This window comes from Pantoea allii (assembly GCF_046529425.1).
GTDB classification, from domain to species: Bacteria; Pseudomonadota; Gammaproteobacteria; order Enterobacterales; family Enterobacteriaceae; genus Pantoea; species Pantoea allii.
The window spans coordinates 2,894,786-2,918,970 of record NZ_CP125958.1 but is presented as its reverse complement, the minus strand read 5'-3'; the positions used below and the strand labels follow the sequence as shown (position 1 = coordinate 2,918,970).

Here is a 24,185-nt window from a genome sequence, read left to right as displayed (position 1 = left end):
ATGCATGAGCCGGTGATTCTTGCTATCGATGAAGGTACCACCAACGCTAAAGCGGTGGCGGTGGATCGGCAGGGAAAGGTGGTGGCGCGGGGCAGTCAGGGCCTGACGCTGCTGCACCCGCAGCCCGGCCTGGCCGAGCAGGACCCAATGGCTATCTGGCGGGCGGTCAGGCAGGCGATAACCGACTGCCTGGCCCAGTGCGCCGGATCGCCGGTAGCGGCGATCGCCCTCAGTAATCAGCGCGAATCCGTTTTGATCTGGCAGCGCCGCGACGGCGTGCCGTTAACCCCGCTGGTAAGCTGGCAGGACCGACGTTCGGAAGCGTTTTGCCGCGATCTTCATCTGTCAGGCTGCGCCGCGACGATTACTGCCCTGACCGGACTGGCGGTCGATCCCATGTTTCCTGCCGCCAAGCTGACCGGTATGCTGGCGTCCTTGCCTGATGGCTTCGCCAGAGCAGCGGCGGGCGAATTATGCATTGGCACAGTGGACAGCTGGCTGACCTGGCAACTGACGGCAGGAGAATGCTTCGTCACCGACCATGCGAATGCGGCACGCACGCAGCTTTACAGTCTGCATAGCAACGACTGGGATGATGAACTGTTGTCCCTGTTCAGCCTGCCGCGCGCCGCGCTGCCACAGATTAGCGCGTCAGCCGGTCATGCAGGCGTCGTCGCCTTAACCGATATTGCCGGTCTGACGCCAGGCACCCCGATTCTGGCACGTATTGGCGACTCCCACGCGGCGCTCTATGCCCAGCGGCGTGGCGAGGCCGAAGTGGTCAAGGCAACCTATGGCACCGGCTCCTCGCTTATGATGTCAATGGCAACGCCAATCCTGACCGACAATGGCCTCAGCACTACCGTGGCGTGGCACGACGGGCAACCGCGCTTTGCGTTTGAAGGCAATATTACCCACACCGGCTCAGGCGCGGCCTGGCTTGGGAAAATGCTGGGTGTGACGGACCCACAGCAGTTAACGGCGTTGGCAGAAAGCTGTGATGATAATCAGGGCTGCTATTTTGTCCCGGCACTGTCCGGACTGGGCGCGCCCTGGTGGGATTTAAAAGCCCGCGGCATGCTCTGTGGCCTCACCGATGCGGCGACCCCGGCAGTGCTGGCGCGGGTGGCGCTGGAGTCGATTACCTGGCAAATTGCCGATGTCTTTTTCGCCATGGAAAAGGCGAGCGGTGAGCCGCTGCCTGCGCTGTGCGTCGACGGCAGTGCGACACAAAATCGCTGGCTGATGCAGTTTCAGGCTGACGTTCTGCAGCGTCCGCTGCATTGCGCGCCCACCGCTGAAGCGTCGGCGCTGGGGGCGGCACTGCTGGCAGGTAAACAGCTAGGATGGTGGCAGCAGGGCGGTGATATGCAGGCATTACAGGGCGGTAACGTCGTGATGCCGCGCACGCAGCTGGCGCAGAAAATGCAGGACAGCTATCAGGGCTGGCTTCAGGCCGTCGCCCGCTGTCGCTATCAGCCTGGGTAAGGGCGGAGGATCGGACAGCGTGCCGCGATCCTCCGTTCGTTCCGGCGCTTAACGATTCGCGCGGCGTAGCTGGGCCGCGTCATCATCGGGAACCGGCTTTAGATCGACCGGCGGCAAACTGCCCCCGCTGAATTCGACCTGACGGATAGGGAAGGCAAAGCTTACATTGCGTTCTTCGAGTGCCGCCATCAGCTGCAGGTTGATTTCCTGCTGAATATCCATGTACTGGTTGTAGTCGGCACTCAACACAAAATAGACCACTTCGAACGTCAGCTTTGAATCATCAAACGCCAGAAAATGCGCGCGGTCAAAGCGTGTCATCTCGATGCCCTGAATGATGGTTTTCACCAGCTCGCTGATCTCGCGCACCTGCTCAGAAGAGGTGGCATAGCTGATACCAAACTTAAACACGATGCGGCGTTGCTGCATGCGCTTGTAGTTATGGATCGTTTGCTGCAGAAGAATGGTATTTGAACAGACAATCTGTTCGCCGCTCAGGCTGCGCAGTCGCGTGGTTTTCAGGCCAATGTGTTCAATTGTCCCGGCGATGTCGCCAAACACAATAAAATCACCGTGTTCAAAAGGCTTGTCGAAACCAATGGCCAGTGAGGCAAATACGTCACTCAGTACCGTCTGAATCGCCAGGGCAATAGCAATACCGCCCACGCCCAGACTGGCAACCAGCGCCGTAATGTCGATGCCCATGTTCGACAAAATGGCCAACAGCATCATCACCCACACCAGCATGCGCAGCAAAATCCCCAGAATCACGGTGGTGACAGGGTTGCGCACATGCAGCGGATCGCGCAGCAGGCTTTTTAACCACAGACGAATACCGCCGTCGATCCACAGGGTGATCTGCACAATCAAGGCCAGAAACCAGCTGTGAGAGATCGTGGCGCGCCAGGCGTCGGGTAAATCGATAAAGCGCAGGGCAATGAGCAGGGAAAAAATCAGCAGCAGCAACTGGCTGGTGCTGCGTAAGATCTCGACCAGAATGCCGGTAAAACGGACGTGGCGTGCTTCGCTGTAGTGGGCAATACGGTTAGAGGTAAAACGAATCAGGCTGCGCAGCAACCAGTAAATGACCAGGGTGGCAACGATGACGACAGCGCTGTTGATCCAGAGCGTTTGATTGAAAAAAATTGACTGAAAATGACGCGAATTGAGCCAGTTTTCCATTGGGGATGTTCTCCTTGCTGGTTCCGGTTAAACGAGAAAGCAAGGGAAAGCATAGCCTGGATGCGCCGCCGGTGTGCGGCGCAGGGTGAATCGCGGGTTACTGGAAGCGTTGTGCTTTGTCGCGCGCCTGGCGCTCTAAGGCAAAAATAATTTGCTGTAACTGCCGTTCCTGATGGGGTTCAAGCGCGGTAAAACGGAAACTCAGGCGAGGGGTCACTTTCGTCTCATTTTTATTGGTAATAATGCTGCGCTCGCCAATGTGCATCAGCTTAGCGCTGACGTTGAACTGACCGAATTCACCCAGTTCGACCTGCAGGCTGCTAAAATCATCCCCGCTTTTTAGCCCTTCCGGCATCGTCTCTTCGACCAGCACGCCAATCCCGCCCAGGGACAGATCTTGCAAGCGCAGGCGAGCCGGCGAGCCATCAGGCCACTGGCAATGGCACCAAAACTCCGGGTCCATCGGGGCGCTGATACGGAAAAATTCCCGACGCTGGATTTGCCAAAGGACGTCCGGCAGGGCGGCCTGAAAAGCAGGCAGTCCCTCAAAGTCGGTTTTTTCCAGTGTTCCCAGGGCGAATTCAATTTTGGCACCGTGGGTTTCGGCAAAAATCGTGATTTCATTGCAGTGCAGCGCGTAGTCGTTATCCAGGTTATTGCTCCCCAGATCAAAAACGATACGTGTTTCATCGGCAGCGAGCATACGGCTAATAAACTGCCCGCGTGAAAAATTCACCAGCAAAGGTGTTTGTAACTGAAGCAGGTCCTTCATCACGCCAAGCACGGCCAGCGTGCCACGTTTCAGGTACTGTTCTTTATCGGTTTCTTTCACTTGCTGGCTCCAGATGAGCAACGCTTTTTCATGTAATTATCCTGTTACTACCCGTACGTTATCGGCGGAGAATAATAAAGCTTTAACACAATAACCACTATCATTAGCTGCTTGCGCTACATTTTTAAAAAACGTGTCTATACTATGCGCAGTGAACCGCTTGATTAATCAGGCGATCGCCATTGACTAACAAAAGGAAGGAGTAACGGATGGGTATTATTTCATGGATCATCTTTGGTTTAATCGCCGGTATCCTGGCGAAGTGGATCATGCCAGGTAAAGATGGTGGTGGCTTCATCATTACCGTGATTCTGGGTATTATCGGTGCCGTAGTCGGTGGTTGGATCAGTACCTTCTTCGGCTTTGGCCGTGTGGACGGGTTCAACTTCGGTAGCTTCGTTGTCGCGGTAATTGGCGCCATCGTTGTGCTGTTTATCTACCGCAAAGTGCGCAGTTAACGCAGAACTTGACGTAAAAAAGGGCCCGCAGGTGACTGCGGGCCCTTTTTTTATCGTGGCGAAGGCCAGCTATCGGTTACTTCGCGTTGCTTTGCGCCTCGGGAATATCGTGTGCGCTGTTACAGGTTTTATCTTTCGGGCAATATTTATCCAGCAGTTTCAGGGTGACGCCGTTGGTCCAGCCAAAGCCATCCTGCAACGGATATTCACCACCGCCACCGCCGCCCAGGTTCGCGCCCTCCACCACATATTTTTCGACCAGCTTATGTTCCTTGTCATAGGTCAGCTGTACGTTACGCAGGAAACGTAAGCCCACCTGCTGTGCAAGCTGGGGCTTTTTATAGTGCTCCAGGCCTTCTACCGCAACCCACTGCAGCGGAGCCCAGCCATTAGGCGCATCCCACTGTTGACCGTTGTTCACCGTGGTGGTCACCAGACCGCCCGGTTTCAGCAGCTGTTTTTCCACTGCGCTGGCGGTGCTGTCAGCCTGTTTATCACTGGCGATCTGCATATAGAGCGGAAACAGCGTGGCAGCGGTGAGCTGTGGATGGATCTGGCGTTTCTTCCAGTCATAGTCCGCGTACCAGCCTTGCTTGCTGTCCCACAGGTAACGGTTGATCGCCGCCTGACGTTTTTCTGCCCGGTCAGCAAAAAACCTTGCCCGATCGTCCTGCTTGTTCAGGCGGTAAGCGGTGGACAGGGTTTTTTCCAGATGGAACATCAGGCTGTTGAGATCCACCGGTGCCAGCTGCGTCGTGCGAATGGTGGAAAGATTGTGCGCGTCGGTAAACCAGCGTGAACTGAAGTCCCAGCCCGAGGCGGCACCGGCACGCAGTTCGCGGTACATCTCTGCCTTATTACGCTGCGGGGCTTTATTCGCCGTCGTAATATCATCCATCCAGGATTCCGTGCGCGGAACGTCGCGCGCATCCCAGTAGCGATTTAACAGCGTGCCGTCGGCCAGCTTGATCACCCGTTTGCTGGCATTGCCTGCCGCAACGCTGTCGCTGTCTGCCATCCAGTAGTCGTACTCTTTTTGCAACTGGGGCAAATAGCGCGTGTAGGCTTTGTCGCCCTCATGCGTTGCCAGCAGGTCAACCATCAGGCTAAAGAACGGCGGTTGTGATCGGCTCAGGTAGTAAGTCCGGTTGCCATTAGGAATGTGGCCATAGCGATCCAGCAGGGAAGCAAAGTTATCGACCATATCCTGCACTTTGTCCCAGTGACCGCTTTCTGCCAGGCCCAGCATGGTGAAATAGCTGTCCCAGTAATAGACCTCACGGAAGCGCCCGCCCGGCACCACATAAGGTTTAGGCAGCGACAGCAGCGAGTCATATTTTCCCTCGCTGTTGGTGGTACGCGTTAACACCGGCCACAGGCCATTAATATGGTCGCGCAGGTTCTGGCCTGCTGGTGGCACATATTTATCGCCATCGGTGGGCAGGGTGAAATTTGCTGCGACAAAACGTTTTAAATCAAAGCCGCGTTGGTTTTTCTGCATCTGCCAGTCGGCGAGAATTGACGAGGGATCGTACTTAGGTACCGCGTCGGCAAAGGTTTTTTGATCGGGGTAGAATTTTGCCTGTTGCACGGCATTAAACAGCGGCCCTAAACGGACATCCGGCGGCTGCGGCTGCGTGTTCAGTAATCGGGAATCCTCTGCTGCCCAGGTGCTGAATACGCTGGCGCTCAGTAGCACGCTAAGCAGAATGGGTGCATGGCGTTGAGGCCGTTTATTCGTTTTTACCTCAGTGTTCATCATCGGTGTTTCTCCTTGTCCGAAATGCGGCCCTGTGTAACGCATTGACCACCCAACAACTTTAGACCTTAACCGCAATTTTCACCCTTCAGTGCGACGGAAATGTGAAGCGGCAGGAATTATTTATTTGCGGTATGTTAGAAAAAAGATGCTTTTACAGGGCACCGCTTGCCCATGTGCATGTTTATCCGAAGCTGAAATAAAAGGAGAGCAATATGGAGATCGTCTGGTTTCATCCGTCGCAGAGCGCACCGGACTGGATACATGGCCTGCAGCAACGTTTGCCCCAGGCCCGCGTGCGCCTGTGGGCTCCGGGTGATAACGCCCCGGCAGACTATGCGCTGGTGCGCTCGCCGCCGCCAGAGATGCTGCGCGGCCGCCATGATCTGAAGGGCGTGTTTGCCCTTGGCGCGGGTGTGGATGAGATCTTGCGTCAGCTGCAGCAGTACCCGGATATGCTGACGGACAACGTTCCGCTCTATCGGCTGGAAGACACCGGCATGGCGCGGCAAATGCAGGAGTACGCGCTGTGCCGCGTATTAGGCTGGTTCCGACGCTTTGACGACTATCAACAGCAGCAGCAGGCGGCGCAGTGGCAGCCTTTGCCGTCATATCCGCGTGAAACCTTTCACATCGGCATTTTAGGCGCAGGCGTACTTGGGCAGCAGGTCGCCGAAAGTCTTAGCGCCCTTGGATTTCCGCTGCGCGTCTGGAGCCGCTCTGCGAAGCAGATCCCCGGCGTGACCAGCTTTGCCGGACCGGCGGCGCGGGATGATTTTTTGCGTGAAACCCGGGTGCTGATCAACCTGCTGCCCAGCACGGCGGAAACGCGCAATTTGATTGATCATAAGCTGTTACAGCAGTTGCCGCAGGGGGCGTTTTTCCTTAACCTCGCCCGTGGGGATCAGGTGGTGGAAGCGGATTTACTCGCCGCCCTTGATAGCGGACAGCTGAAGGGCGCCGCACTGGATGTGTTTCAGACCGAGCCGCTGCCTGCCGATCATCCCTTATGGTTCCATCCGCGCGTAACAATTACGCCTCATAATGCGGCGGTCACGCTGAAAGAAGAAGCGATGGACTTTATTGCCCGTGCCATCGGTCAGCTCGAAGCGGGTGGACATCCTCAGGGCTACGTCGATCGCCAGCGTGGCTATTAATCACTGATGCCTTAACCGGCTTTTTGCAGGAGCAGATAATGTATCCGGTAGATCTCCATATGCACACGGTTGCCAGTACCCACGCCTACAGCACGCTGCATGACTATGTGGCCCAGGCTAAATTAAATGGCCTGAAGCTGTTTGCCATTACCGATCACGGCCCGGACATGGCCGATGCACCGCACTACTGGCATTTCGTCAATATGCGCATCTGGCCTCGGATCATTGATGGCGTGGCGATTCTGCGCGGTATCGAGGCCAATATTAAGAACCAGCAGGGCGAGATTGACTGCTCCGGACCGATGCTGGAATCGCTGGATTTGATTGTCGCGGGCTTTCACGAACCGGTTTATGCCCCGCGCGATCTGACGCAGAATACCGAGGCGATGATTGCCGCGATGGCGGGTGGACTGGTTCACATCATCAGCCATCCCGGCAACCCAAAATATCCCGTCGATATTCCCGCCATTACCGAAGCCGCCGCGCACTATGATGTGGCGCTGGAGCTCAACAACTCCTCCTTTACCCATTCCCGTCCCGGCAGTGAACCCAACTGTCGGGCGATTGCCGAGGCAGTCGGCAAAGCGGGCGGACGGCTGGCCTTTGGCTCCGATTCCCACACGGCCTTCACCCTCGGCAACTTCGAGCACTGCCTGCGCATCGCCAGAGAAGTGGATTTTCCCGAGGATCGCGTGTTAAATGTCACGCCGCGCCGCCTGCTGGACTTTCTGGCAATGCGTACCGGCAAACCTATCCCCGAATTGGCGGATTTTTAACTTCGCTTCCTCAAGGAATGTTGATGCATGAATGCGTTTTTCATTCTGTGCCGTATTGTTGGATGCTCATTCATGAAGGCATATTCTCGGCGTTAGGTTAACTGAGTTACAGGCTGATTGTTTTTTAGCCGCCCGGCATCTGACGACGCTAAGGTTAAAGAGCCAGCCTGTGACAGATAAAGGAGGGGAATAGCTTTTTTAACGAATATGTAAAGCCGTGGAGAGTGGTGTTTTGCACCAACACTAAGAGCCTGAAACCCTACCTGGACTTTATCAGCAGCCATCCACAGAGATGTAAAAGGATTAACAATGAAATCTGTAAACTTGCTGGCTAAGCTCTCGGCACACCTTCTTGAAGGGACAATTACAGTAGCGATGAGCTTTATTGCTCTTGCATCTTTGTTTGTGTTCGATAGTCTGGCTTTGAAATTGTGCGGTTTCTTTGGGGCAATTGTGATTGGTTATGGTGCTGCTTATTTTCTTGGTAAAGCGCGGGGAGAGCATAGAGAATGAAGAAATTAATATCTGGAATATTGATCGTATCATCGAGTACGCATGCTAACGCTGCCTAAACTTCAACCTTAATGAGTGCGGTAAATTTACGATAAGTAACGATGTAAAAGGCCTTAATCGTCACTGGTACTAAAGTAGTTAAGTGAAGCATTCAGTATGCTGTAAAACATCCAAAAAACAGAGGATTTTGCAGTGGCTTACGCGTTTAATATGCCGGGATTCAAATTACCCCGACATAATCAATGTTATATAATTACAATGCCGATTTTAGGGCAGTCTTCATGATGTGATTTTCCTCTACAAGAGCAAAGGTAGAAAGGTTCGTGAAACTTTTTAGTATATAGATCGATTTCTTCTTGTGCTCGATTCACAGTTAAGGGTTGAAATGAATGATAAAAGCCTATACACCAGAAAGAACGCTGTTTAATTTCGGTTTCAACGTAATGGGATGCTACGATTGATCTGACTTTCGTAATGTCTTCCAGCATTTTTTTAATGAGTGTTGTTGCTTTAACAGCCCGTTTAAATTCAATGTAAATGTATTGGTCTTTAGCGGTGTTTGGTTTTCTGAATATAAGGTCTACAAACATATATAAGCGATTAAGTTTGCTTCGTTTATCAGAGTTGGCCTTAAGTTCTCTTCTGGTATGATAATTTTTTTCATTTAGCAAGAAATACTCAAATTCGATCTGAAACCATTTTTCCCAGTCATTATATTGATTGTTAATGACATGAGAAAATTTTGCTTTGATTTCCTTTTTGCTTAAAAAATCCAATAGTAATTCTTTAATTAGTTTAAAGTCTTCTAATTCACTCATTAGTTAGCCAGAGTTATAATGTGAAATATAATGAGCTGATATATTAATTTGGCAGGGATCGTTAATCAACCAGGAATGTAATATTTTCACTACGAATCTATCATAAGTCAAATTTTGAATTTTAAATTCTATTGAACACATGCTTTGTAGTAAAGTCTGGGGTTTTAAACGCCCAGGAAAGTTAAGTGGACAGGAAGATAAGCTAATCGCGTTAAAATAATTTATCATTACTGCCTGATCCCAAAGCGTACTACAGGCCTTTGGCTCCGATTCCCACACGGCATTTAACCTCGGCAACTTCGAGCACTGCCTGCGCATCGCCAGAGAAGTGGATTTTCCCGAAGATCGCGTGTTAAATGTCACGCCGCGCCGCCTGCTGGACTTTCTGGCAATGCGTACCGGCAAACCTATCGCCGAGCTGGCGGACTTTTAATTTCTCTCCCTCAAGGAATGTTGATGCATGAATGAGTTTTCCATTCTGTGCCGTATTATCGGTTCGCTGTTTAACCGCCATCCGCAGGATGCGCTGCTGGCCCCGCTGTTTACGCTGATTCGTGAAGGTAAACTGGCGGCGCAGTGGCCGCTGGAGCAGGATGAGCTGTTGACGCGCTTACAGCAAAACAGCGATCCGCAGGCGCTGGCGGCAGACTACGATGCCCTGTTTGTGGGCAGCGACTGCAAGGTGTCGCCGTTTGCGTCTGACTGGCCGGAAGGAAAGCCGGAGTCCGACATCCGCGCGTTTTTGACCGCGCGCGGCATGCCGCTGGGTGATGCACCGGCCGACCACTTTGGTGGCCTGCTGCTGGCGGCGTCATGGCTGGAAGATCAGTCGGCAGCGGATGAAAACGCGGCCCAGCTGGCGCTGTTTGACGAGTACCTGATGCCATGGTGCGGCGCGTTTCTCGGCAAAGTTGAAGCCCATGCCACCACGGCGTTTTATCGTACCCTGGCGCTACTGAGCCGTGAGGCGATTCAGGCCATGTACGATGAGCTGGTGGAGAGCGCCAGCGAGCAGGGCGACGACGCCTGATTCACCATTGCGCCGGATGCGTGCCCGGCGGGCTTCCTGGCGTGGCGCACTGTAATGTGGTGCCGGGCAGCCAGGCGGCCGATCGCAACCTGATACCAATGCCCCACGGCGTCAGCTCTAAACAGGGCTGATTGTCCCTGCGCTGCGGCGTAATGCCGGTCTGCTGCGCGTTCGCGCCGTAGCGGTGCTGCTCAAGTAGCCAGGCGGTGCGCGCCAGCGACAGGCGCATCTGACTGCCGTTGCCGTGCTGGAGTCGCTGACGCAGTCCCGCCAGCACCGCGGCGGCCATCAGGTAGCCGGTGGCATGATCCAGCGCCTGTACCGGAAGCGGTAGCGGTGCATCATGCTGTTTCCATCGCATTCCCTGTTCGGCAATGCCACAACCCATCTGCACCAGACTGTCGAAACCGCGCCGGTTACGCCACGGTCCCTGCCAGCCCCAGGCGTTTAAACTGACGTCGACCAGGCCGGGGCAGAGCGCTTGTCGCGATTCCGCATCTAATCCCAGCTTTTCCAGTGCGTCGGCGCGGTAGCCGTGCACAATCACATCCGCGTGTTTCAGCAACCAGACAAACTGCGCCCGGTCGGCAGGCTGTTTTAAATCCAGCACGGCCCGACGTTTGCCGCAGGCCAGCTCCTCGTCCACTCCGGGCTCTTGCCAGCCGGGCGGATCGATCCGTAAGACGTTGGCGCCCAGGCTGGCAAGAAACCGCGTCGCCACCGGACCGGCAATAATGCGCGTCAGATCCAGGACGTTAATGCCGAGTAACGGGCGCGCCTCGGGCAATGCCCACGCGACGGCGGGGCCGTCGGCCAGGGTTTGTCGGGCGAACAGCGGTTCATGTATGACGGCCATCCCCTGCGGATGCTGCTGCCATGCGTCGGCGCTGCGCATTTCCGCCGCGCAACCGCCGGCCTCAATCACCGCCTGTTCCAGTTCGGCGGCCTGCCAGTGAGCCACTTCACGCGCCAGCGCCGCCCGGTCCGGGTGACGGCCAAGGACACTTTCCATTGCCAGGCGATGATGGGGAGCATTGGTATGCAGGCGAATCCAGCCGTTTTGACAGGCGTAATCGCCCGCAAAAGGGTCCCACAGTGCGGGCGCACTGCGATTAAGCGGCATAAAGCTGTGCTGAAACCAGCGGGATGCCAGCCGGACGTTAACCTGTGCGCGGGCAGGACGGTTAAGCAGATCGGCCACGCCCTGCATGGCTAAGCCCAGGCTGGTCGCCGCCAGTTCACTGACGGCATAAGCGGAAGAAAAAGTGGCGGGATCGGTCAATAAGGGCAGCGGCTGCGGCGCATGATTGCCATGCAATCCTTGCCACATCTGCTGCCACAGCGAGCTGGTCAACGTATTCATGCAACAGGCTCCAGAGTTAACACCTTCTCTGAAGCATAGCAGCCTGAACTAACGGCGTCGCAGGCGCGGGAATCGGGCGTGCATTCGCAGATTGCGCAGGTTAATCACCGCAATGGTGGTTCCCAGGATGACCAGCGAGGCACCAATGATTTTGAAGCTGTTCAGGCTGTCACCCAACACCACGATGCCCATTAATACCGCGAGAACCGGCGTTAGCAGAGAGTAAGGCATGATCAGGTTAACGTTGTATTTCTTCAGCAACGCATACCACAAGGTGTACGCCACAACCGAGGAGGCGATAGCACTATAGAGAATGGCAAACCAGCCGCGCCAGCCCGCATGTTGCAGCGCATAGAGCTGATTGGACTCCAGCATAAAGCTGGCGGCACCAACAATCGGCAGGGCAAGGAAGGCGATCCACCCTGTCAGCGTCAGAGGCTTAATCGGCGGCGATTTTTTCACAATCAGGTTGCTGATGGCCCAGCCGGTAGCGCTGCACAGCAGTATACACAGCACCCACCAGGCAGGAATGGTCGGGCTACCGGACAGCACCACCACGCCACTGAGCGAGATCATAATGCCGATCAGCTGAATCAGCCGCAGCTTCTCTTTCAGCACCACCATCGCCAACAGCATGGCAATCGGCGTACCCAACTGCACCACAATGGCACCCGTTCCGGCATCGGTATAACGCATGCCGACAAACAGCAGTGAGAAATGCATAAAACCAAACGTGAAGGCCAGCAGCACTAACCAGGGCAGCTGCTGACGGTTAATACGGCAAAACGGTACGAGCACAATCGCCACCACCGCAAAACGCATCCACGTGAGAAACAATGGCGGTAACTCAACTAATCCCCATTTTACTGCCACGTTATTAAAGGCCCAGATGCAAACCACCATCAGAACCATAAAGAAATGCCGCACTGCCACAATGTCATCCTTTAAAAATAAACCCGATACCTGCTAATCATGGCACGAACCTGCGCCGTTCTGGCAATGATTAACATTTTTTATTTAGTTAAGCAGAAAATAACGCCAAAAAAATTCATAAGACTTTTACAATCGTTACTGTCAGACTGATCTTCCGAAACGCCAACCCTTTTGAGGATTCGATTCGGTATGATTTCCACGCCTGTATTGCCCCTTGCCCTTATCCAGTTAGATGTTCCTCCCGCCAACGTGGTCGAGAAAATCGGTGAACAACCGGTATGGTTTATCGAGGCGCTGAATTTACAACCCGACGATTACCTTATTGTCCGTCCCCATCTGGGCGAAACGCTGCCGCAGTTTACTGAAATCTCGGGTGCGGTGTTGAGCGGTTCGTGGGCGATGGTGACCGATCATGCGGACTGGAGTGAACGCACGGCGGCCTGGATTCGGGCGGCAATGGAGGCGCGTTTACCGCTGCTTGGCGTCTGCTACGGACACCAGCTTATGGCTTATGCATTAGGGGGAAAGGTGGACGATAACCCCAATGACTGGGAGCGCGGGCTGATTAGGTTAACCACGACGACGCAGGCCCGCCACGATCCTCTGCTGGCCACCTTACCAGATACTTTTGAGGCCTGGCTTTCACATCGTCAGTCGGTGATTACGCCGCCAGCTCACGCCAAAGTACTGGCAGTATCGGAAAAGGATGGCTGCCAGATATTGCGCTATTCATCCTGTGCGCTGTCGGTGCAGTTTCATCCGGAGTTTGACCGCCGCATTATGGAAGCGTGCCTGCCGGAAGCCTGTGAGCGCGACGGGGAAGAACTGCAGGGGGCGGACTGGGCGCGCAGCGTCTTATACCATTTCTGGTTGCAAACGCGCCCGGCGGTTAACAGCGCTCAGGGCGCATAGTGGCGGGTACAGCGATAAACCCAGGCTGGCGGGACGTTTTTTAATACCCGTCGGCGTTCCCAGGTAAAGTAACGTGACAGATCGGGCTGGGTCAGTGAGGTGTACTGGAACTGCACAAAGACGCCGTTGGGTCCCAGGGCGTGATAAACCGCCTGCAGAATGGCATCGCGCAGTTCCGGCGACAACGACAACAGCGGCAGGCCAGAAAAGATGGCGTCATAGCTGCCGTTGAGGTACTCCGCTGAACAGGTGCGCACCGTCATTCGCGCGTCATCCAGCGCGCTCAGCTTTTGCGCCAGCGTGCTGCTGATTTCAAACACATCCAGCGTCGCGTTCGGGGCCATCTGAGCCAGCAGGCGACGCGTTAACACACCGTCTCCCGCACCCAGCTCGGCAATCCGCAACTGACTGTTCCATTCCACCGATTCAACCATGGTGCGGCACAGCGCATCAGAGGAAGGAGTAATGCTGCCCATTTTGCGCGGATTACGGATGAACTGGTGGACGAAATCTGCTTTAGCGCGCATTAAGGTGAAAGCCGAAGCTAACATGCTTACTTACCTCCAGAGTGAACATATCCCCATATTGACCCCATCGTGCTCAAAAGTTTCCAGTTAACTGGCGAAGCGGCAAAAAGTCGGAATTATCTGTAGTGCACCCATCGCGGCTTTTCCTTCGTCGCGGTCACAGTTTAGGGATAACAAACCTGTCAGGCTGACGCTGATCTAATATGTTAACAATAGGTTTCAAAGTTGTTTCACATCCTACTGCGTAAGGAGATTCAACATGCGTTATGCCGCGCCAGGAGAACCCGGTTCTCTCATCACGTTGCAAAAGCACTATGGCAATTTCATCAACGGTGAGTTCGTTGCGCCGGTCAATGGCAACTACTTCAGCAATACCTCGCCGGTAAATGGCTCTGACGCCGGCGCCTTTCCCCGCTCAGACAAGGCCGATGTCGATAACGCGGTCGCCGCTGCGGCGGCTGCGGCGGACGCATGGGGGAAAACCTCGCCTCAGCAGCGCGCGCTGGTGCTGCTCAGGATTGCCGACCGGCTGGAAGAGAAGCTGGAATATATGGCGGTGAATGAAACCTGGGACAACGGTAAACCGGTGCGGGAAACCCTGGCCGCTGATATGCCGCTGGCGGTGGATCACTTCCGCTATTTTGCCGGTTGCGTCAGAGCGCAGGAGGGCAGCGCTGCAGAGATCGACGAATTTACCGCCGCCTATCACTTCCATGAGCCACTGGGCGTGGTAGCGCAAATCATCCCGTGGAACTTTCCGCTGCTGATGGCGGCGTGGAAGCTGGCACCGGCACTGGGGGCAGGCAACTGCGTAGTGCTTAAGCCCGCAGAGCAGACGCCGCTGTCGATCACCCTGTTTGTTGACCTGATCAAAGATCTGCTTCCTCCGGGCGTGCTTAACGTGGTTCACGGTTATGGTAAAGAAGCCGGTGAGGCGCTGGCCTCACATCCGGGCATTGCCAAAGTGGCCTTTACCGGATCGACGGCCACGGGCGGCCATATCCTGGAACTGGCCGCGAAAAGCTTAATTCCGTCTACCGTTGAGCTGGGCGGTAAATCGCCAAACATCTTCTTCGAAGACATTATGCAGGCCGAAGAGAGCTTTATTGAGAAAGCGGCGGAAGGCGTTGTGCTCGGCTTCCTCAATCAGGGCGAAGTCTGTACCTGTCCATCACGGGCGCTGGTGCAGGAGTCGATTTACGAACCCTTTATGGCAGCGGTGCTCAAACGTATCAAAACCATCAAGCGCGGCGATCCCATGGATACGGAGACGATGGTGGGCGCGCAGGCCTCTCAGCAGCAGTTCGATAAAATCCTCTCTTATCTGGAAATCGCCCGTCAGGAAGGTGCCGAGGTGCTGATCGGCGGGGGCGTTGAGAAGCTCGATGACTCGCTTGCCAGCGGTTACTACATCCAGCCCACGCTGCTGAAAGGCAACAACAGCATGCGGGTGTTTCAGGAAGAGATCTTTGGTCCGGTGGTGGGCATTACCACCTTTAAGGATGAAGCGGAGGCCATCGCCATTGCTAACGACTCCATCTATGGCCTGGGCGCGGGTGTCTGGACACGTGATATCAACCGGGCCTATCGCGTCGGACGGGCGATTAAAGCCGGTCGCGTCTGGACCAACTGCTATCACCTTTATCCCGCTCATGCCGCCTTTGGAGGCTATAAAAAATCAGGCATTGGGCGCGAGACACATAAGATGATGCTCGATCACTATCAGCAGACCAAAAACCTGTTGGTGAGCTACAGCATTCAGCCGCTGGGCTTCTTCTGACCGGGGGCGGCGTGCCTGGCGCACGCCGCTGTTTTCGCCTGTTGGCTGTCATATAAGCGTAATCTGCTTGTGACATGGTGCTCAGCAGCTATTATCGATCCCTGGCAATGATTATATCGTGCCTGTGTTTGCTGTATGACCTGCTTCACTATGGATAACGGAACAGAGACGATTTATGCAAAATCCTTATGAATATTTGAGCCTGATGGATGATGTGCTTGATGGACCTGAAGACAGCATCATTATTGTGAATTTGCCAGAGCGCCACCGCGCTTACCCGATTTGTCCGCAGCAGGCTGAAGGTGCAGCATTCTCAGCCCGCGCGCCGCAGTCCGCAGCCTCATCGCCGCGTCAGGATGTCCTGTTCTGACAGCCTGTCCCTGTCGTCTGGCTGGCGCAGATACGGCCTGGCCGGACGCACAGCGCCTCTGCGTAGCCCAGCAATCCCGCCGTATGATTCCCGGCTTTCACCTCTTCCCGGTCATGCATTAGCCCGCACCCCGGCGATGTTGACGCTTGCCTGAATATTCCCCAATCATTCCCGTGCGCGGTTGTCAGCCTGACCGGGTTAATACTTTCCTGCGGCACTGCGCCATGCCATCAATCAGCCCGCAAGCGCGGCGAAAACGGAGCGGGCCTGTAACGAAGTATGATCGGCGTCGATATTGACATTACGCGCGAAAATTACCCTTTTGTGCCAGTTGCGGGCTGATATCGATAAGAAAAGTTAACCTTTCATCAACCAGCTGAAAAGAGTTAGCACCGGTTGATAATTTTTGCGCCAGATTGGGCGCGCGGATGTCATCAAAATTTACATATACCATTAAAAAAATTTAACTTAGCCCGCTATACATTCCTTATGACAGCGCATGTCGGCGATTTTATCAGCAAGGAATGAGGTATTTTATTAATGAGTAAATTAACCCGAAGAAGTTTTATGGCGTTTGCCGCAGGCGGGACGGTGGCGCTGGCGGCTGGACAGGTTCATGCGCATGACAGCATTCAGTCCTTTCCGACCGGTGGTCGCGATCCCGGGCCGCACGATCCTATCCGCGAAGCAGAAAATCCGGATATTGTTAATCCACCTTCGACCGACAGCGGGACGTTACCGAACCTGCGTTTTTCATTCAGTGATGCGCACGTGCGCAAAAGCAGCGGCGGATGGACGCGCCAGGTCACCAAACGTGAATTAGCCATTTCGACCACCATTGCCGGTGTGGACATGCGCCTGAATGCCGGCGGCATCCGCGAATTACACTGGCATAAAGAGGGCGAATGGGCCTACATGACCTACGGCAACGCCCGCGTCACCGCGTTTGATACTGATGGCAGTTGGTTTATCGATGATATTGGCCCGGGAGACTTATGGTATTTCCCGCCGGGCATCCCGCACTCAATTCAGGGCATCGGGCCTGATGGATGCGAATTTCTGCTGGCCTTCGACGATGGCGGATTTGATGAGGACAGCACGTTTCTGTTATCCGACTGGTTCAAACATATCCCGCCGGACATTCTGGCGAAAAACTTCAACGTCCCGGTATCTACCTTCGACCACCTGCCTTCGCCAGCGGATGAATATATTTTTGCCGCGAAGGTGCCCGGCAGCCTGGAGTCAGTGGCGGTGAAAGGCGCAACCAAAGCCAAACGCACCTTTACCCACCACATGCTGGCACAGGAACCCATAAAGGCACCAGGCGGCACGGTCAGAATCACCGACTCCTCAACCTTTAAGGTGTCCAAAACTATCGCGGCAGCCCTGGTTGAAATCGCCCCCGGCGGATTACGCGAGTTGCACTGGCACCCGAATAACGATGAATGGCAATACTACCTGGAAGGGGAAGGACGCATGGGCGTTTTTGCCTCATCGGGTCAGGCAAGAACATTTGATTATCGGGCAGGGGATGTCGGCTATGTGCCCTTCGCCATGGGCCACTATGTTGAAAACACCGGCAAGGGGCCGCTGCGTTTCCTGGAGTTATTCAAAAGTGACTATTACGCCGATATCTCACTCAATCAGTGGTTGGCCGGTACGCCGCGTGAGCTGGTAAAAGCGCATCTCCAGTTAGATGACGCATTTATGGATGCGCTGTCGCTGCAGAAAAATCCTGTGGTGAAATAACGCGCATGGCTGCCTGTCGGCCATGATTGCCACAGGTTGTGGGTCTGTTTTACGGCTGCGTGGACAGCCCACGCTTTTTTCCCAAACTCCAAATTATGACCCGGCCGCTGCCGTGCTGCCCTGATGAAAAATCATCTGCCAGCCATGCGTTGCGGATAACACCCAGTGGGACGAACGTAATGCGGCACGGCTGCCGTCCGGCTGTGAGGTGCGGTAAAGCAAAATGGCATGCTGGGTTCCGACCTCCATCAGTTGAAAGTCGCTGCTGATAATGGCCTGCGCGCTCTCTTCATTCATGAGCGCCGCGATGATTTGCTCACGGTTCAGCAGCGTGCCTGAAAGGGTGATCTCTTTAAATTCAGGATGCAGTGTCTGTTCAAGCCACGCTAAATCGTGGCGCTTTTCATGATGCAGGCTGCATTCCAGCTGTTTAAGCACATCTAACATGACGTTCTCCGGTGAAAACAGCGTCGTCAGGTTTCATCCTCAAGCGGCGCTGAGTGATGGATAACTTCAACCTCTGACCCGAGCTGAATCGCCGGATAATGCGCCTGCATTCCTGCTAACAGCACCGCATCGGGCCACTCATCGTCTTTACCCAGATACTGCGCCACGGAGGACAGCGGCAGAGTGACCACGCGTTCAACGTTAACGATGACGACGGATTCCGGGTCTTCGCTGCTGATATAGCGCAGCGGTCCTGGAGTAATTTTGGCTTCCTGCCAGCGTATCGTATGGCGTTTTTCCCCCGCCCGCAGCGCTTTCATCAGGCGGGGTACGATGTGCAGCGTTTGCATGGATGACTCCGGGTGAGTTAACGGTAGCCGTAAATTCTGGCAGGCCAATTGCCAGACCGGGCTGATTCTGGCGTCATGGGCAGGGATTAAAGCGCGACAGCCAGCGCTGGCGCAGTTCCCTGGCCTGTCGCGACACTGCCGCCGTGTCGCTGGCATGAAAGCCATGAAAGGCACCGGGCCAGACGTGCAGCTCCACGGCGACACCGGCACGGATCAGCCGTTGTGCGTAGTCGAGGTTCTCATCCAGAAACAGGTCCAGCGTTCCTACACCTATCCAGACGGGCGGAAGCCCGGCGAGGTTGCTGGCGCGTGCCGGTGCGGCATAAGGCGAGATCGTTTCGCTGCCGGGTTCCTCGCCCAGCAGTGCGGTCCAGCCAATACGATTATATTCGCGCGTCCAGGCAAACTCGCCGGTCACGGGATTGGGATGCGTTTCCGTCACCGTGCGGTCATCCAGCATCGGGAACATCAGATTCTGGAAGGCCAGTTTTGGGCCATCGCGATCCCTTGCCAGCAGCGCCAGCGAGGCGGCCAATCCGGCACCGGCGCTGTCGCCCATTAAACCAATGTGTGCCTGATCGATGCCCAGCATGTCGGCCTGACGCACCATCCAGTTCAGCACCACATAGCAGTCCTCCAGCGAACCGGGAAAAACCGTTTCCGGTGACAGGCGATAGTCCACTGAGACCACGACGCAGTTGTGGCGCAGCGCCGTTACGCTGGTCAGTGAAAGGGATTGTTCCGGGCTGCCAAACAGATGACCGCCGCCATGAATATGCAAAATGCCCATTCGCCTTGGGGTCGTGCTGACCGGGGTAATCACACAGACTCTGACGGGTGGATGGTCGGGGGAATCGATGCTGTGTTCTTCAATGTACAGTCCGCCGTCACGGTAGGTCTGAACCTGTTTTACGGCGGCGTCCTGGCGTTCGCGGCGCAGCGCCATAATGGTTTCCGGGGTAAGCTCAAGCGGCGCGCTGTTTGCCAGGGCGGGCAGCAGTTCGGGATCGACCAGATGCAGGGTGTTCAAATCAACCTTCTCCTTGGGGTTCAGATGGCAGTCAGTCTGTCTGCCGCATCAGCATGGCAGAGGCTGAAATAACATGACCTGCCGACAGCGCCTGCCTGCAGGTCATGATCATGGCGATAAACCGGATCAGCAGCCGGTGTCTTCACCGTTAGAGGCAATCAACTTTTTATACCAGTGATAGCTCTTTTTCAATGAACGCGTCTGGGTGCCGTTGCCCATATCATCCTGATCCACGTAAATAAAACCATAGCGTTTGGACATCTGCCCGGTGCCGGCACTGACGACGTCGATCGGCCCCCACCAGGTATAGCCAAACAGTGCAACGCCGTCGGCAATCGCTTCTTTCATCTGTGCCACATGCTGGCGCAGGTAGTCGATACGGTAATCATCATCAATGCTGCCATCGGCCTTAACGGTATCCACCGCACCCAGACCGTTTTCGGCGATGAAGAGCGGCTTTTGATAGCGGTCATAAAGCTGATTCAGGGCCAGCCGCAGGCCTTTGGGATCGATTTGCCAACCCCATTCACTGGTCGCCAGATGCGGGTTACGAATCCCGCCGGTAATCAGGTTGCCCTGCGCGCCGGTCAGTTTTTCCGGCTGGGCGCTGACGGTGCTGGACATGTAATAGCTGAAGGAAACAAAGTCCACCGGATGTTGCCGCAGGATCTCATCGTCACCCACGGCCTTAATGAGCTGTACGCCTTTCTCCGCCAGCATTCTGTCGGCATAAGCCGGATAATAACCGCGCGCCTGCACATCGCTAAAAAATAACGACACGCGCTGCATCTCTTCACAGGCCTGTACGTCATCCGGATGGCAGGTGTGCGGATAGAGGATTTGATAGCTGATCATACAACCCACCTGAGAACCGGGGATAATCGCGTGGCACGCTTTGGTGGCCAGCGCGCTGGCGACAAACTGATGGTGCGCGCCCTGATATTTATCTTGCTCCAGGTGAGGATGACCTTCTTCAATCACGCCCACGCTCACATACGGATGGTGCTTCACGCAGTTGATCTCGTTAAAGGTCATCCAGTACTTCACTTTTTTGCGATAGCGGGTGAATACCGTGGTGGCAAAGCGGACGTAAAAGTCCACCAGTTGGCGGTTTGGCCAGCCACCGTAGTCTGTCACCAGCGCCAGCGGCATCTCGTAATGCGACAGCGAGACAATGGGTTCAATACCCTGTGCGAGCAGGGCATCCAGTACCTCATCATAAAACTGCAGGCCCGCCTCGTTGGGTTCCGCCTCATCGCCGCGCGGAAAGATGCGCGTCCAGGCAATCGACATACGAAAGCATTTAAATCCCATACCGGCGAACAGCGCGATATCCTCTTTGAAATGGGTGTAAAAGCCGTTGCCTTTGCGCTTGGGATAATACTTTTTACTGTCTGGGTTCTGGGCTTCTGCGACCTGATCATGCGTCATGCTGAGCCACTGATCCAGCCATTGTGATTGCGGGGTAGCCGTGTCAAAAGTATACACATCGGAAACCGATAATCCTTTGCCACCGACATCCCAGGCACCTTCAAGCTGATTCGCGGCGGTTGCTCCGCCCCACAAAAATCCCTCAGGAAAGGCTGTTGGATACGTCATATTTTGCTCCTTAAACCGCTGCGGCGGTGAGTGTCAGAAAGGCATCGCGACAGGCGATGTTCCCGGTGGCTTTGACCGGGTGGATAGCGCCATAGCGCTCGCTGTTAGTCACAATCACAATTACGCTCGGGTCGATGCCTTCGACCTGAAGCGCGGCCAGATCGAACGTGACTAACAGATCGCCCGTGCCGATAAACTGCCCGGGCTGAATATGGCTGGTGAAGTGGCGGCCGCCGAGTTTGACGGTGTCGATGCCAATGTGGATCAGGATTTCCGCACCGGTGTCACTCTTCAGCCCCAGCGCATGGTGGGTTTCAAACAGCGACTCGACTCGGCCGTCCACCGGAGAACGCAGTTCGCCACTCGTCGGGTAGATAGCCAGTCCTTTACCAAAAATCTCGTCGGCAAAAACCGGATCGGCCAGCGCACTCAGCGGCGTAATCTCACCACTCACGGGCGCAAAGAGCTTTTCGGGATCGTGACGATGAAGACCGGGTGCGGACGCCACATCGGCGGCGGACTGCGGGGTCGACTCATCAAAACCCAGCAGCACGGTGAGCAGGGCGGCGCTGCCAAAGGCGATTGCCAGACTGAGCAGGGCATAGATAAAGGTCGGGCCGACCAGCGCGGGAATGCCGGGCAGTCCACTGAGCGCAAACGCATAGGTTTTTACACCCATTGCCATCGCAAATGCGCCGCCGCAGGCCCCGCCGAGCAGGGCGGCGGCAAACGGTCGTTTGTAACGAATATTGATACCGTACATCGCGGGTTCGGTAATGCCCATTGCGGCGCTAAAGCTGGTGGTGAGCGCCAGTGACTTAAGCTTTTTATCTCTGGCCCGCAGGAATACGCCGAATGCCGCACCTGCCTGACCAAGATTGGCAACATAAAACAGGATTTTAAACGGGTCGAAACCCAGTTGGCTGATGTTGTGGATCATCACGGGCACCAGCACATAGTGCATACCGGTAATAATAATCAGCGATAATGTCCCGCCCACCACAATGCCGGCGACAATCCCCATGTTTTCGACCAGCCAGATAATGCCGCCGGTCAGCGCGTTACCGGCAAAGATCCCCAACGGGCCGATGGCGATAAGCGTAATGGGTGTGACAATCAGCAGGCTCAGGAGCGGAACAAACATGGTTTTCAGTGCCGCGGGCATCAGGCTGTCGATCAGGCGTTCCACGTAGCTCAGCAGCCATATCGACAGCAGCACCGGAATTACCGTCGAGGCATAATTCACCGCGGGCACGGGTAATCCCAGAAAGTGGATCGGCTCACCGGCGTTGAACAGGGTTTGCAGGGCAGGGTGAAAGAGCGCGGCCGCCAGCGCCACGGCGACGTAAGGATTGGCACCAAACCGCCTTGCCGCACTGAACGCCAGCGCCAGCGGCAGGAAATAAAACACGCCGTCGCTGATGGCTAACAGCACCTGATAGCTCTGGTTATGCGCTTCAAGCCAGTGAAACGCCACCAACAGCGCCAGTATCCCCTTGAGGATACCGGCACCGGCAATGGCGGGAATAATGGGCGAAAAGATGCTGGATAATCCCTCCAGCAGCGCCGAGACGGGATGGCTGCGCGACGGGGCGCGCTGCGGGGTGTCCTGTAACGGCAACTGGCTCAGCAGTGCCTTGCACAAGGGGTCAACCTCATTGCCAATGATTAGCTGAAACTGATCGCCAGAAAGGTTAACGCCCATCACGCCATCCAGCGCTTCAAGCGCCTGACGGTTGGCCAGGCTGTTATCTTTAAGTAAAAAACGTAGGCGGGTAATGCAGTGAAATAAAGACAGTACGTTATCTTTCCCGCCAATCAGTGTAATGATTTGCTGTGCGGTGTCCTGATAATTCATAAATCCCTCCAGACTGAAGTCAATATGACGTCATCCACAATGACCGGGGTTAACCGGGTGGGTAGGCTTCTGGGGTTTGCCTGATTGAACAGTCACAAGCCGGTTTTCATTACGTTTTAGGGGGTAAAACCTCGGGCGCGCTGCGCTGCACAATATTTTCGATGTGCACTGTCAAATAGAGTTTTTCAGAGTTGCTCATGCTGTGGTGATAATGTTTTTTAACAAACTCATTAATGGCGTCAACGCATTTAAGGGTGCGCGCGTAACGCTGCTGCGCCAGCGCAAAAAATTCGTCATCGTTATTATTTAACACCTCGCCATCGATGACCCGCTGGGCAAAAAACTTCAGATGCGTAATAAAACGCTGGTAATTCAGGCTGTGTTCATCTGTATGAAGGGTAAAAAAGTATTTTACGATTTGTTGCAGCTGATAAAGGAGTTGGGTAATTTTTGCAGTTTTTCCCAGCGTGTCGTTAAGCCCGGCGTTAACGATATGCAGTGCAATGCTACAGGCTTCACTGTCCGGTAACAGCATGCCGGTGCGGGCGACCACCATGCCCAGCGCCTGACGGCCAATCGCATACTCAGCGGTGTAGAAGTGGCGCACTTCCCACTCCAGTGGATTCGCGAGCAGCGCGTTATTTTTATGACGTTCCAGGGCAAAATGAAGATGGTCGGCCAGCGTAACATACAGCCCTTCACTTAATTTATGATTCAGCTGTTCGCGCGCCAGGCTGACAATATCGGCGGTGAGCTGGAGAATATCGATAGGCACTTCACTGACCAGATCTTTAAAGCGTGCAGAGATCGATGAATCTTCCAGACGAAATATTTTTTCTGCCTCGTGAGGATGAATACTGGCACCGTTGTGCGTATTAAATCCCAGACCGCGTCCGGTCAAAATAACTTCAAGGCCGTTATCATCAATCGCACTGACCACATTATTATTCAGTATTTGTCTGACCAGCATCGCTCACTCCTGAAACAAAATCGGGCAAAACATAAATACAGCGGTGAAGGGAATTTCCCCCAGCCTGCATTCAGGTTTTGCCCGATAATCGGTAACAAGCGTGATGCCGATTTATCCTGGCACTGTGAAAATGGAGATTCAATATTAAATTGTGCAGTGGGTTATCTGACGCGCCGATTTGTGATCCGCTTTGCGAAAAGCATTACAGCAAGCTGTTACGCAATGAGGTGATCCCAAATGAAATCACTTTCTTTTCACGAAGCGGACCGCTTCCGGCAGAGAAA

General features: G+C 54.8%; 23 protein-coding genes and 1 pseudogene. 11 read left to right on the top strand and 13 right to left on the bottom strand.

The genetic code is table 11. The features are described from left to right. Entirely contained in the window at positions 1-1,488 is a 1,488-nt protein-coding gene (locus QNH99_RS13760; RefSeq protein ID WP_410516821.1) for an FGGY family carbohydrate kinase, read from the top strand. Positions 1,489-1,536: 48 nt separating this feature from the next. On the opposite strand, the gene QNH99_RS13755 is transcribed toward QNH99_RS13760, so the two are convergent. Together QNH99_RS13755 and QNH99_RS13750 are read right to left on the bottom strand one after the other, a co-directional pair. Beyond that, on the bottom strand, positions 1,537-2,670 hold the full coding sequence (locus QNH99_RS13755) for a mechanosensitive ion channel family protein (RefSeq protein WP_410516820.1): 1,134 nt from the start codon (positions 2,668-2,670) through the stop codon (positions 1,537-1,539). Between the two features lie 97 nt (positions 2,671-2,767). Next, positions 2,768-3,502, bottom strand: a complete 735-nt coding sequence (locus QNH99_RS13750) for a flagellar brake protein (protein ID WP_172897688.1) — start codon at positions 3,500-3,502, stop codon at positions 2,768-2,770. Positions 3,503-3,711: 209 nt separating this feature from the next. Between QNH99_RS13750 and QNH99_RS13745 the strand changes: the two genes are divergently transcribed. Beyond that, on the top strand, positions 3,712-3,960 hold the full coding sequence (locus QNH99_RS13745) for a GlsB/YeaQ/YmgE family stress response membrane protein (RefSeq protein ID WP_063879150.1): 249 nt from the start codon (positions 3,712-3,714) through the stop codon (positions 3,958-3,960). A gap of 76 nt (positions 3,961-4,036) precedes the next feature. Here the strand turns inward: QNH99_RS13745 and treA are convergent, their stop codons facing one another. Beyond that, a complete protein-coding gene (gene treA, locus QNH99_RS13740; protein WP_410516819.1) occupies positions 4,037-5,722 on the bottom strand; it encodes an alpha,alpha-trehalase TreA in 1,686 nt (561 codons plus the stop codon). 212 nt (positions 5,723-5,934) lie between these two features. On the opposite strand from treA, the gene ghrA reads away from it, so the two are divergent. The 3 genes from ghrA to QNH99_RS13725 all read left to right on the top strand — a co-directional run bounded on the left by ghrA (position 5,935) and on the right by QNH99_RS13725 (position 8,165). Continuing rightward, positions 5,935-6,876, top strand: a complete 942-nt coding sequence (ghrA, locus tag QNH99_RS13735; protein ID WP_145394729.1) for a glyoxylate/hydroxypyruvate reductase GhrA — start codon at positions 5,935-5,937, stop codon at positions 6,874-6,876. Positions 6,877-6,914: 38 nt separating this feature from the next. Further along, positions 6,915-7,652 (top strand): phosphatase, encoded by a 738-nt coding sequence (locus tag QNH99_RS13730; RefSeq protein ID WP_109716112.1) that lies wholly within the window; start codon positions 6,915-6,917, stop codon positions 7,650-7,652. A gap of 309 nt (positions 7,653-7,961) precedes the next feature. Next, positions 7,962-8,165 (top strand): hypothetical protein, encoded by a 204-nt coding sequence (locus QNH99_RS13725; RefSeq protein WP_109716113.1) that lies wholly within the window; start codon positions 7,962-7,964, stop codon positions 8,163-8,165. Between the two features lie 245 nt (positions 8,166-8,410). Here the strand turns inward: QNH99_RS13725 and QNH99_RS13720 are convergent, their stop codons facing one another. Then, positions 8,411-8,983 carry a hypothetical protein gene (locus tag QNH99_RS13720; protein WP_283379109.1) on the bottom strand — a complete coding sequence of 191 codons (573 nt, stop codon included), beginning with the start codon at positions 8,981-8,983 and terminating at the stop codon, positions 8,411-8,413. Between the two features lie 256 nt (positions 8,984-9,239). Between QNH99_RS13720 and QNH99_RS13715 the strand changes: the two are divergent. Both QNH99_RS13715 and QNH99_RS13710 read left to right on the top strand, forming a co-directional pair. Then, positions 9,240-9,416 (top strand): annotated as a pseudogene (locus QNH99_RS13715) (phosphatase); the annotation flags it as partial. Between the two features lie 27 nt (positions 9,417-9,443). Further along, a complete protein-coding gene (locus QNH99_RS13710; RefSeq protein WP_063879157.1) occupies positions 9,444-10,013 on the top strand; it encodes a TorD/DmsD family molecular chaperone in 570 nt (189 codons plus the stop codon). Position 10,014: 1 nt separating this feature from the next. Here the strand turns inward: QNH99_RS13710 and QNH99_RS13705 are convergent, their stop codons facing one another. Together QNH99_RS13705 and QNH99_RS13700 are read right to left on the bottom strand one after the other, a co-directional pair. Next, positions 10,015-11,376, bottom strand: coding sequence for a CoA transferase (locus tag QNH99_RS13705; RefSeq protein WP_410516818.1), 1,362 nt, complete (start codon positions 11,374-11,376; stop codon positions 10,015-10,017). 48 nt (positions 11,377-11,424) lie between these two features. Then, positions 11,425-12,309: a DMT family transporter gene (locus QNH99_RS13700; protein ID WP_063879159.1), complete on the bottom strand. Its 885-nt coding sequence runs from the start codon at positions 12,307-12,309 to the stop codon at positions 11,425-11,427. Positions 12,310-12,498: 189 nt separating this feature from the next. Between QNH99_RS13700 and QNH99_RS13695 the strand changes: the two genes are divergently transcribed. Then, positions 12,499-13,221, top strand: a complete 723-nt coding sequence (locus QNH99_RS13695) for a glutamine amidotransferase (protein ID WP_410515490.1) — start codon at positions 12,499-12,501, stop codon at positions 13,219-13,221. On the opposite strand, the gene QNH99_RS13690 is transcribed toward QNH99_RS13695, so the two are convergent. Beyond that, the gene (locus QNH99_RS13690; RefSeq protein WP_063879161.1) at positions 13,209-13,772 is read right to left on the bottom strand and encodes a class I SAM-dependent methyltransferase; all 564 of its coding nucleotides are present in this window, start codon (positions 13,770-13,772) and stop codon (positions 13,209-13,211) included. The two genes, QNH99_RS13695 and QNH99_RS13690, sit on opposite strands and share 13 nt — an antisense overlap. A 235-nt stretch (positions 13,773-14,007) precedes the next feature. Between QNH99_RS13690 and QNH99_RS13685 the strand changes: the two genes are divergently transcribed. From QNH99_RS13685 to QNH99_RS13675, 3 genes are all read left to right on the top strand, one after another. Beyond that, the gene (locus tag QNH99_RS13685) at positions 14,008-15,528 is read left to right on the top strand and encodes an aldehyde dehydrogenase family protein (RefSeq protein ID WP_063879162.1); all 1,521 of its coding nucleotides are present in this window, start codon (positions 14,008-14,010) and stop codon (positions 15,526-15,528) included. A 175-nt stretch (positions 15,529-15,703) separates the two neighbouring features. Continuing rightward, a complete protein-coding gene (locus QNH99_RS13680; RefSeq protein WP_063879163.1) occupies positions 15,704-15,898 on the top strand; it encodes a hypothetical protein in 195 nt (64 codons plus the stop codon). A gap of 540 nt (positions 15,899-16,438) precedes the next feature. Further along, positions 16,439-17,647, top strand: a complete 1,209-nt coding sequence (locus QNH99_RS13675; protein WP_063879164.1) for an oxalate decarboxylase family bicupin — start codon at positions 16,439-16,441, stop codon at positions 17,645-17,647. Positions 17,648-17,740: 93 nt separating this feature from the next. Here QNH99_RS13675 and QNH99_RS13670 read toward each other — a convergent pair whose 3' ends face one another. The 6 genes from QNH99_RS13670 to licT form a co-directional block, all read right to left on the bottom strand. Beyond that, entirely contained in the window at positions 17,741-18,094 is a 354-nt protein-coding gene (locus QNH99_RS13670) for a nuclear transport factor 2 family protein (protein WP_283379490.1), read from the bottom strand. Positions 18,095-18,120: 26 nt separating this feature from the next. Then, positions 18,121-18,444, bottom strand: a complete 324-nt coding sequence (locus tag QNH99_RS13665; protein WP_257469453.1) for an ASCH domain-containing protein — start codon at positions 18,442-18,444, stop codon at positions 18,121-18,123. Between the two features lie 73 nt (positions 18,445-18,517). Beyond that, positions 18,518-19,474 (bottom strand): alpha/beta hydrolase, encoded by a 957-nt coding sequence (locus tag QNH99_RS13660; RefSeq protein ID WP_283356016.1) that lies wholly within the window; start codon positions 19,472-19,474, stop codon positions 18,518-18,520. Between the two features lie 126 nt (positions 19,475-19,600). Beyond that, the gene (locus tag QNH99_RS13655) at positions 19,601-21,073 is read right to left on the bottom strand and encodes a glycoside hydrolase family 1 protein (protein WP_410515487.1); all 1,473 of its coding nucleotides are present in this window, start codon (positions 21,071-21,073) and stop codon (positions 19,601-19,603) included. 10 nt (positions 21,074-21,083) lie between these two features. Further along, positions 21,084-22,931: a beta-glucoside-specific PTS transporter subunit IIABC gene (locus QNH99_RS13650; RefSeq protein WP_410516817.1), complete on the bottom strand. Its 1,848-nt coding sequence runs from the start codon at positions 22,929-22,931 to the stop codon at positions 21,084-21,086. Between the two features lie 109 nt (positions 22,932-23,040). Next, entirely contained in the window at positions 23,041-23,901 is an 861-nt protein-coding gene (licT, locus tag QNH99_RS13645) for a BglG family transcription antiterminator LicT (protein ID WP_256852514.1), read from the bottom strand. Positions 23,902-24,185: the final 284 nt, after the last annotated feature.

What these genes read in the sequence shown, in the direction of transcription:
- QNH99_RS13690 (WP_063879161.1), bottom strand. Translation starts at nt 13,772, where the DNA reads ATGTTAGCTTCGGCTTTCACCTTAATGCGCGCTAAAGCAGATTTCGTC.
- QNH99_RS13685 (WP_063879162.1), top strand. Translation starts at nt 14,008, where the DNA reads ATGCGTTATGCCGCGCCAGGAGAACCCGGTTCTCTCATCACGTTGCAA.
- QNH99_RS13655 (WP_410515487.1), bottom strand. Translation starts at nt 21,073, where the DNA reads ATGACGTATCCAACAGCCTTTCCTGAGGGATTTTTGTGGGGCGGAGCA.
- QNH99_RS13670 (WP_283379490.1), bottom strand. Translation starts at nt 18,094, where the DNA reads ATGTTAGATGTGCTTAAACAGCTGGAATGCAGCCTGCATCATGAAAAG.
- QNH99_RS13695 (WP_410515490.1), top strand. Translation starts at nt 12,499, where the DNA reads ATGATTTCCACGCCTGTATTGCCCCTTGCCCTTATCCAGTTAGATGTT.
- QNH99_RS13705 (WP_410516818.1), bottom strand. Translation starts at nt 11,376, where the DNA reads ATGAATACGTTGACCAGCTCGCTGTGGCAGCAGATGTGGCAAGGATTG.
- licT (WP_256852514.1), bottom strand. Translation starts at nt 23,901, where the DNA reads ATGCTGGTCAGACAAATACTGAATAATAATGTGGTCAGTGCGATTGAT.
- QNH99_RS13760 (WP_410516821.1), top strand. Translation starts at nt 1, where the DNA reads ATGCATGAGCCGGTGATTCTTGCTATCGATGAAGGTACCACCAACGCT.
- QNH99_RS13680 (WP_063879163.1), top strand. Translation starts at nt 15,704, where the DNA reads ATGCAAAATCCTTATGAATATTTGAGCCTGATGGATGATGTGCTTGAT.
- QNH99_RS13730 (WP_109716112.1), top strand. Translation starts at nt 6,915, where the DNA reads ATGTATCCGGTAGATCTCCATATGCACACGGTTGCCAGTACCCACGCC.
- QNH99_RS13665 (WP_257469453.1), bottom strand. Translation starts at nt 18,444, where the DNA reads ATGCAAACGCTGCACATCGTACCCCGCCTGATGAAAGCGCTGCGGGCG.
- ghrA (WP_145394729.1), top strand. Translation starts at nt 5,935, where the DNA reads ATGGAGATCGTCTGGTTTCATCCGTCGCAGAGCGCACCGGACTGGATA.
- QNH99_RS13650 (WP_410516817.1), bottom strand. Translation starts at nt 22,931, where the DNA reads ATGAATTATCAGGACACCGCACAGCAAATCATTACACTGATTGGCGGG.
- QNH99_RS13755 (WP_410516820.1), bottom strand. Translation starts at nt 2,670, where the DNA reads ATGGAAAACTGGCTCAATTCGCGTCATTTTCAGTCAATTTTTTTCAAT.
- QNH99_RS13710 (WP_063879157.1), top strand. Translation starts at nt 9,444, where the DNA reads ATGAATGAGTTTTCCATTCTGTGCCGTATTATCGGTTCGCTGTTTAAC.
- treA (WP_410516819.1), bottom strand. Translation starts at nt 5,722, where the DNA reads ATGATGAACACTGAGGTAAAAACGAATAAACGGCCTCAACGCCATGCA.
- QNH99_RS13745 (WP_063879150.1), top strand. Translation starts at nt 3,712, where the DNA reads ATGGGTATTATTTCATGGATCATCTTTGGTTTAATCGCCGGTATCCTG.
- QNH99_RS13720 (WP_283379109.1), bottom strand. Translation starts at nt 8,983, where the DNA reads ATGAGTGAATTAGAAGACTTTAAACTAATTAAAGAATTACTATTGGAT.
- QNH99_RS13725 (WP_109716113.1), top strand. Translation starts at nt 7,962, where the DNA reads ATGAAATCTGTAAACTTGCTGGCTAAGCTCTCGGCACACCTTCTTGAA.
- QNH99_RS13675 (WP_063879164.1), top strand. Translation starts at nt 16,439, where the DNA reads ATGAGTAAATTAACCCGAAGAAGTTTTATGGCGTTTGCCGCAGGCGGG.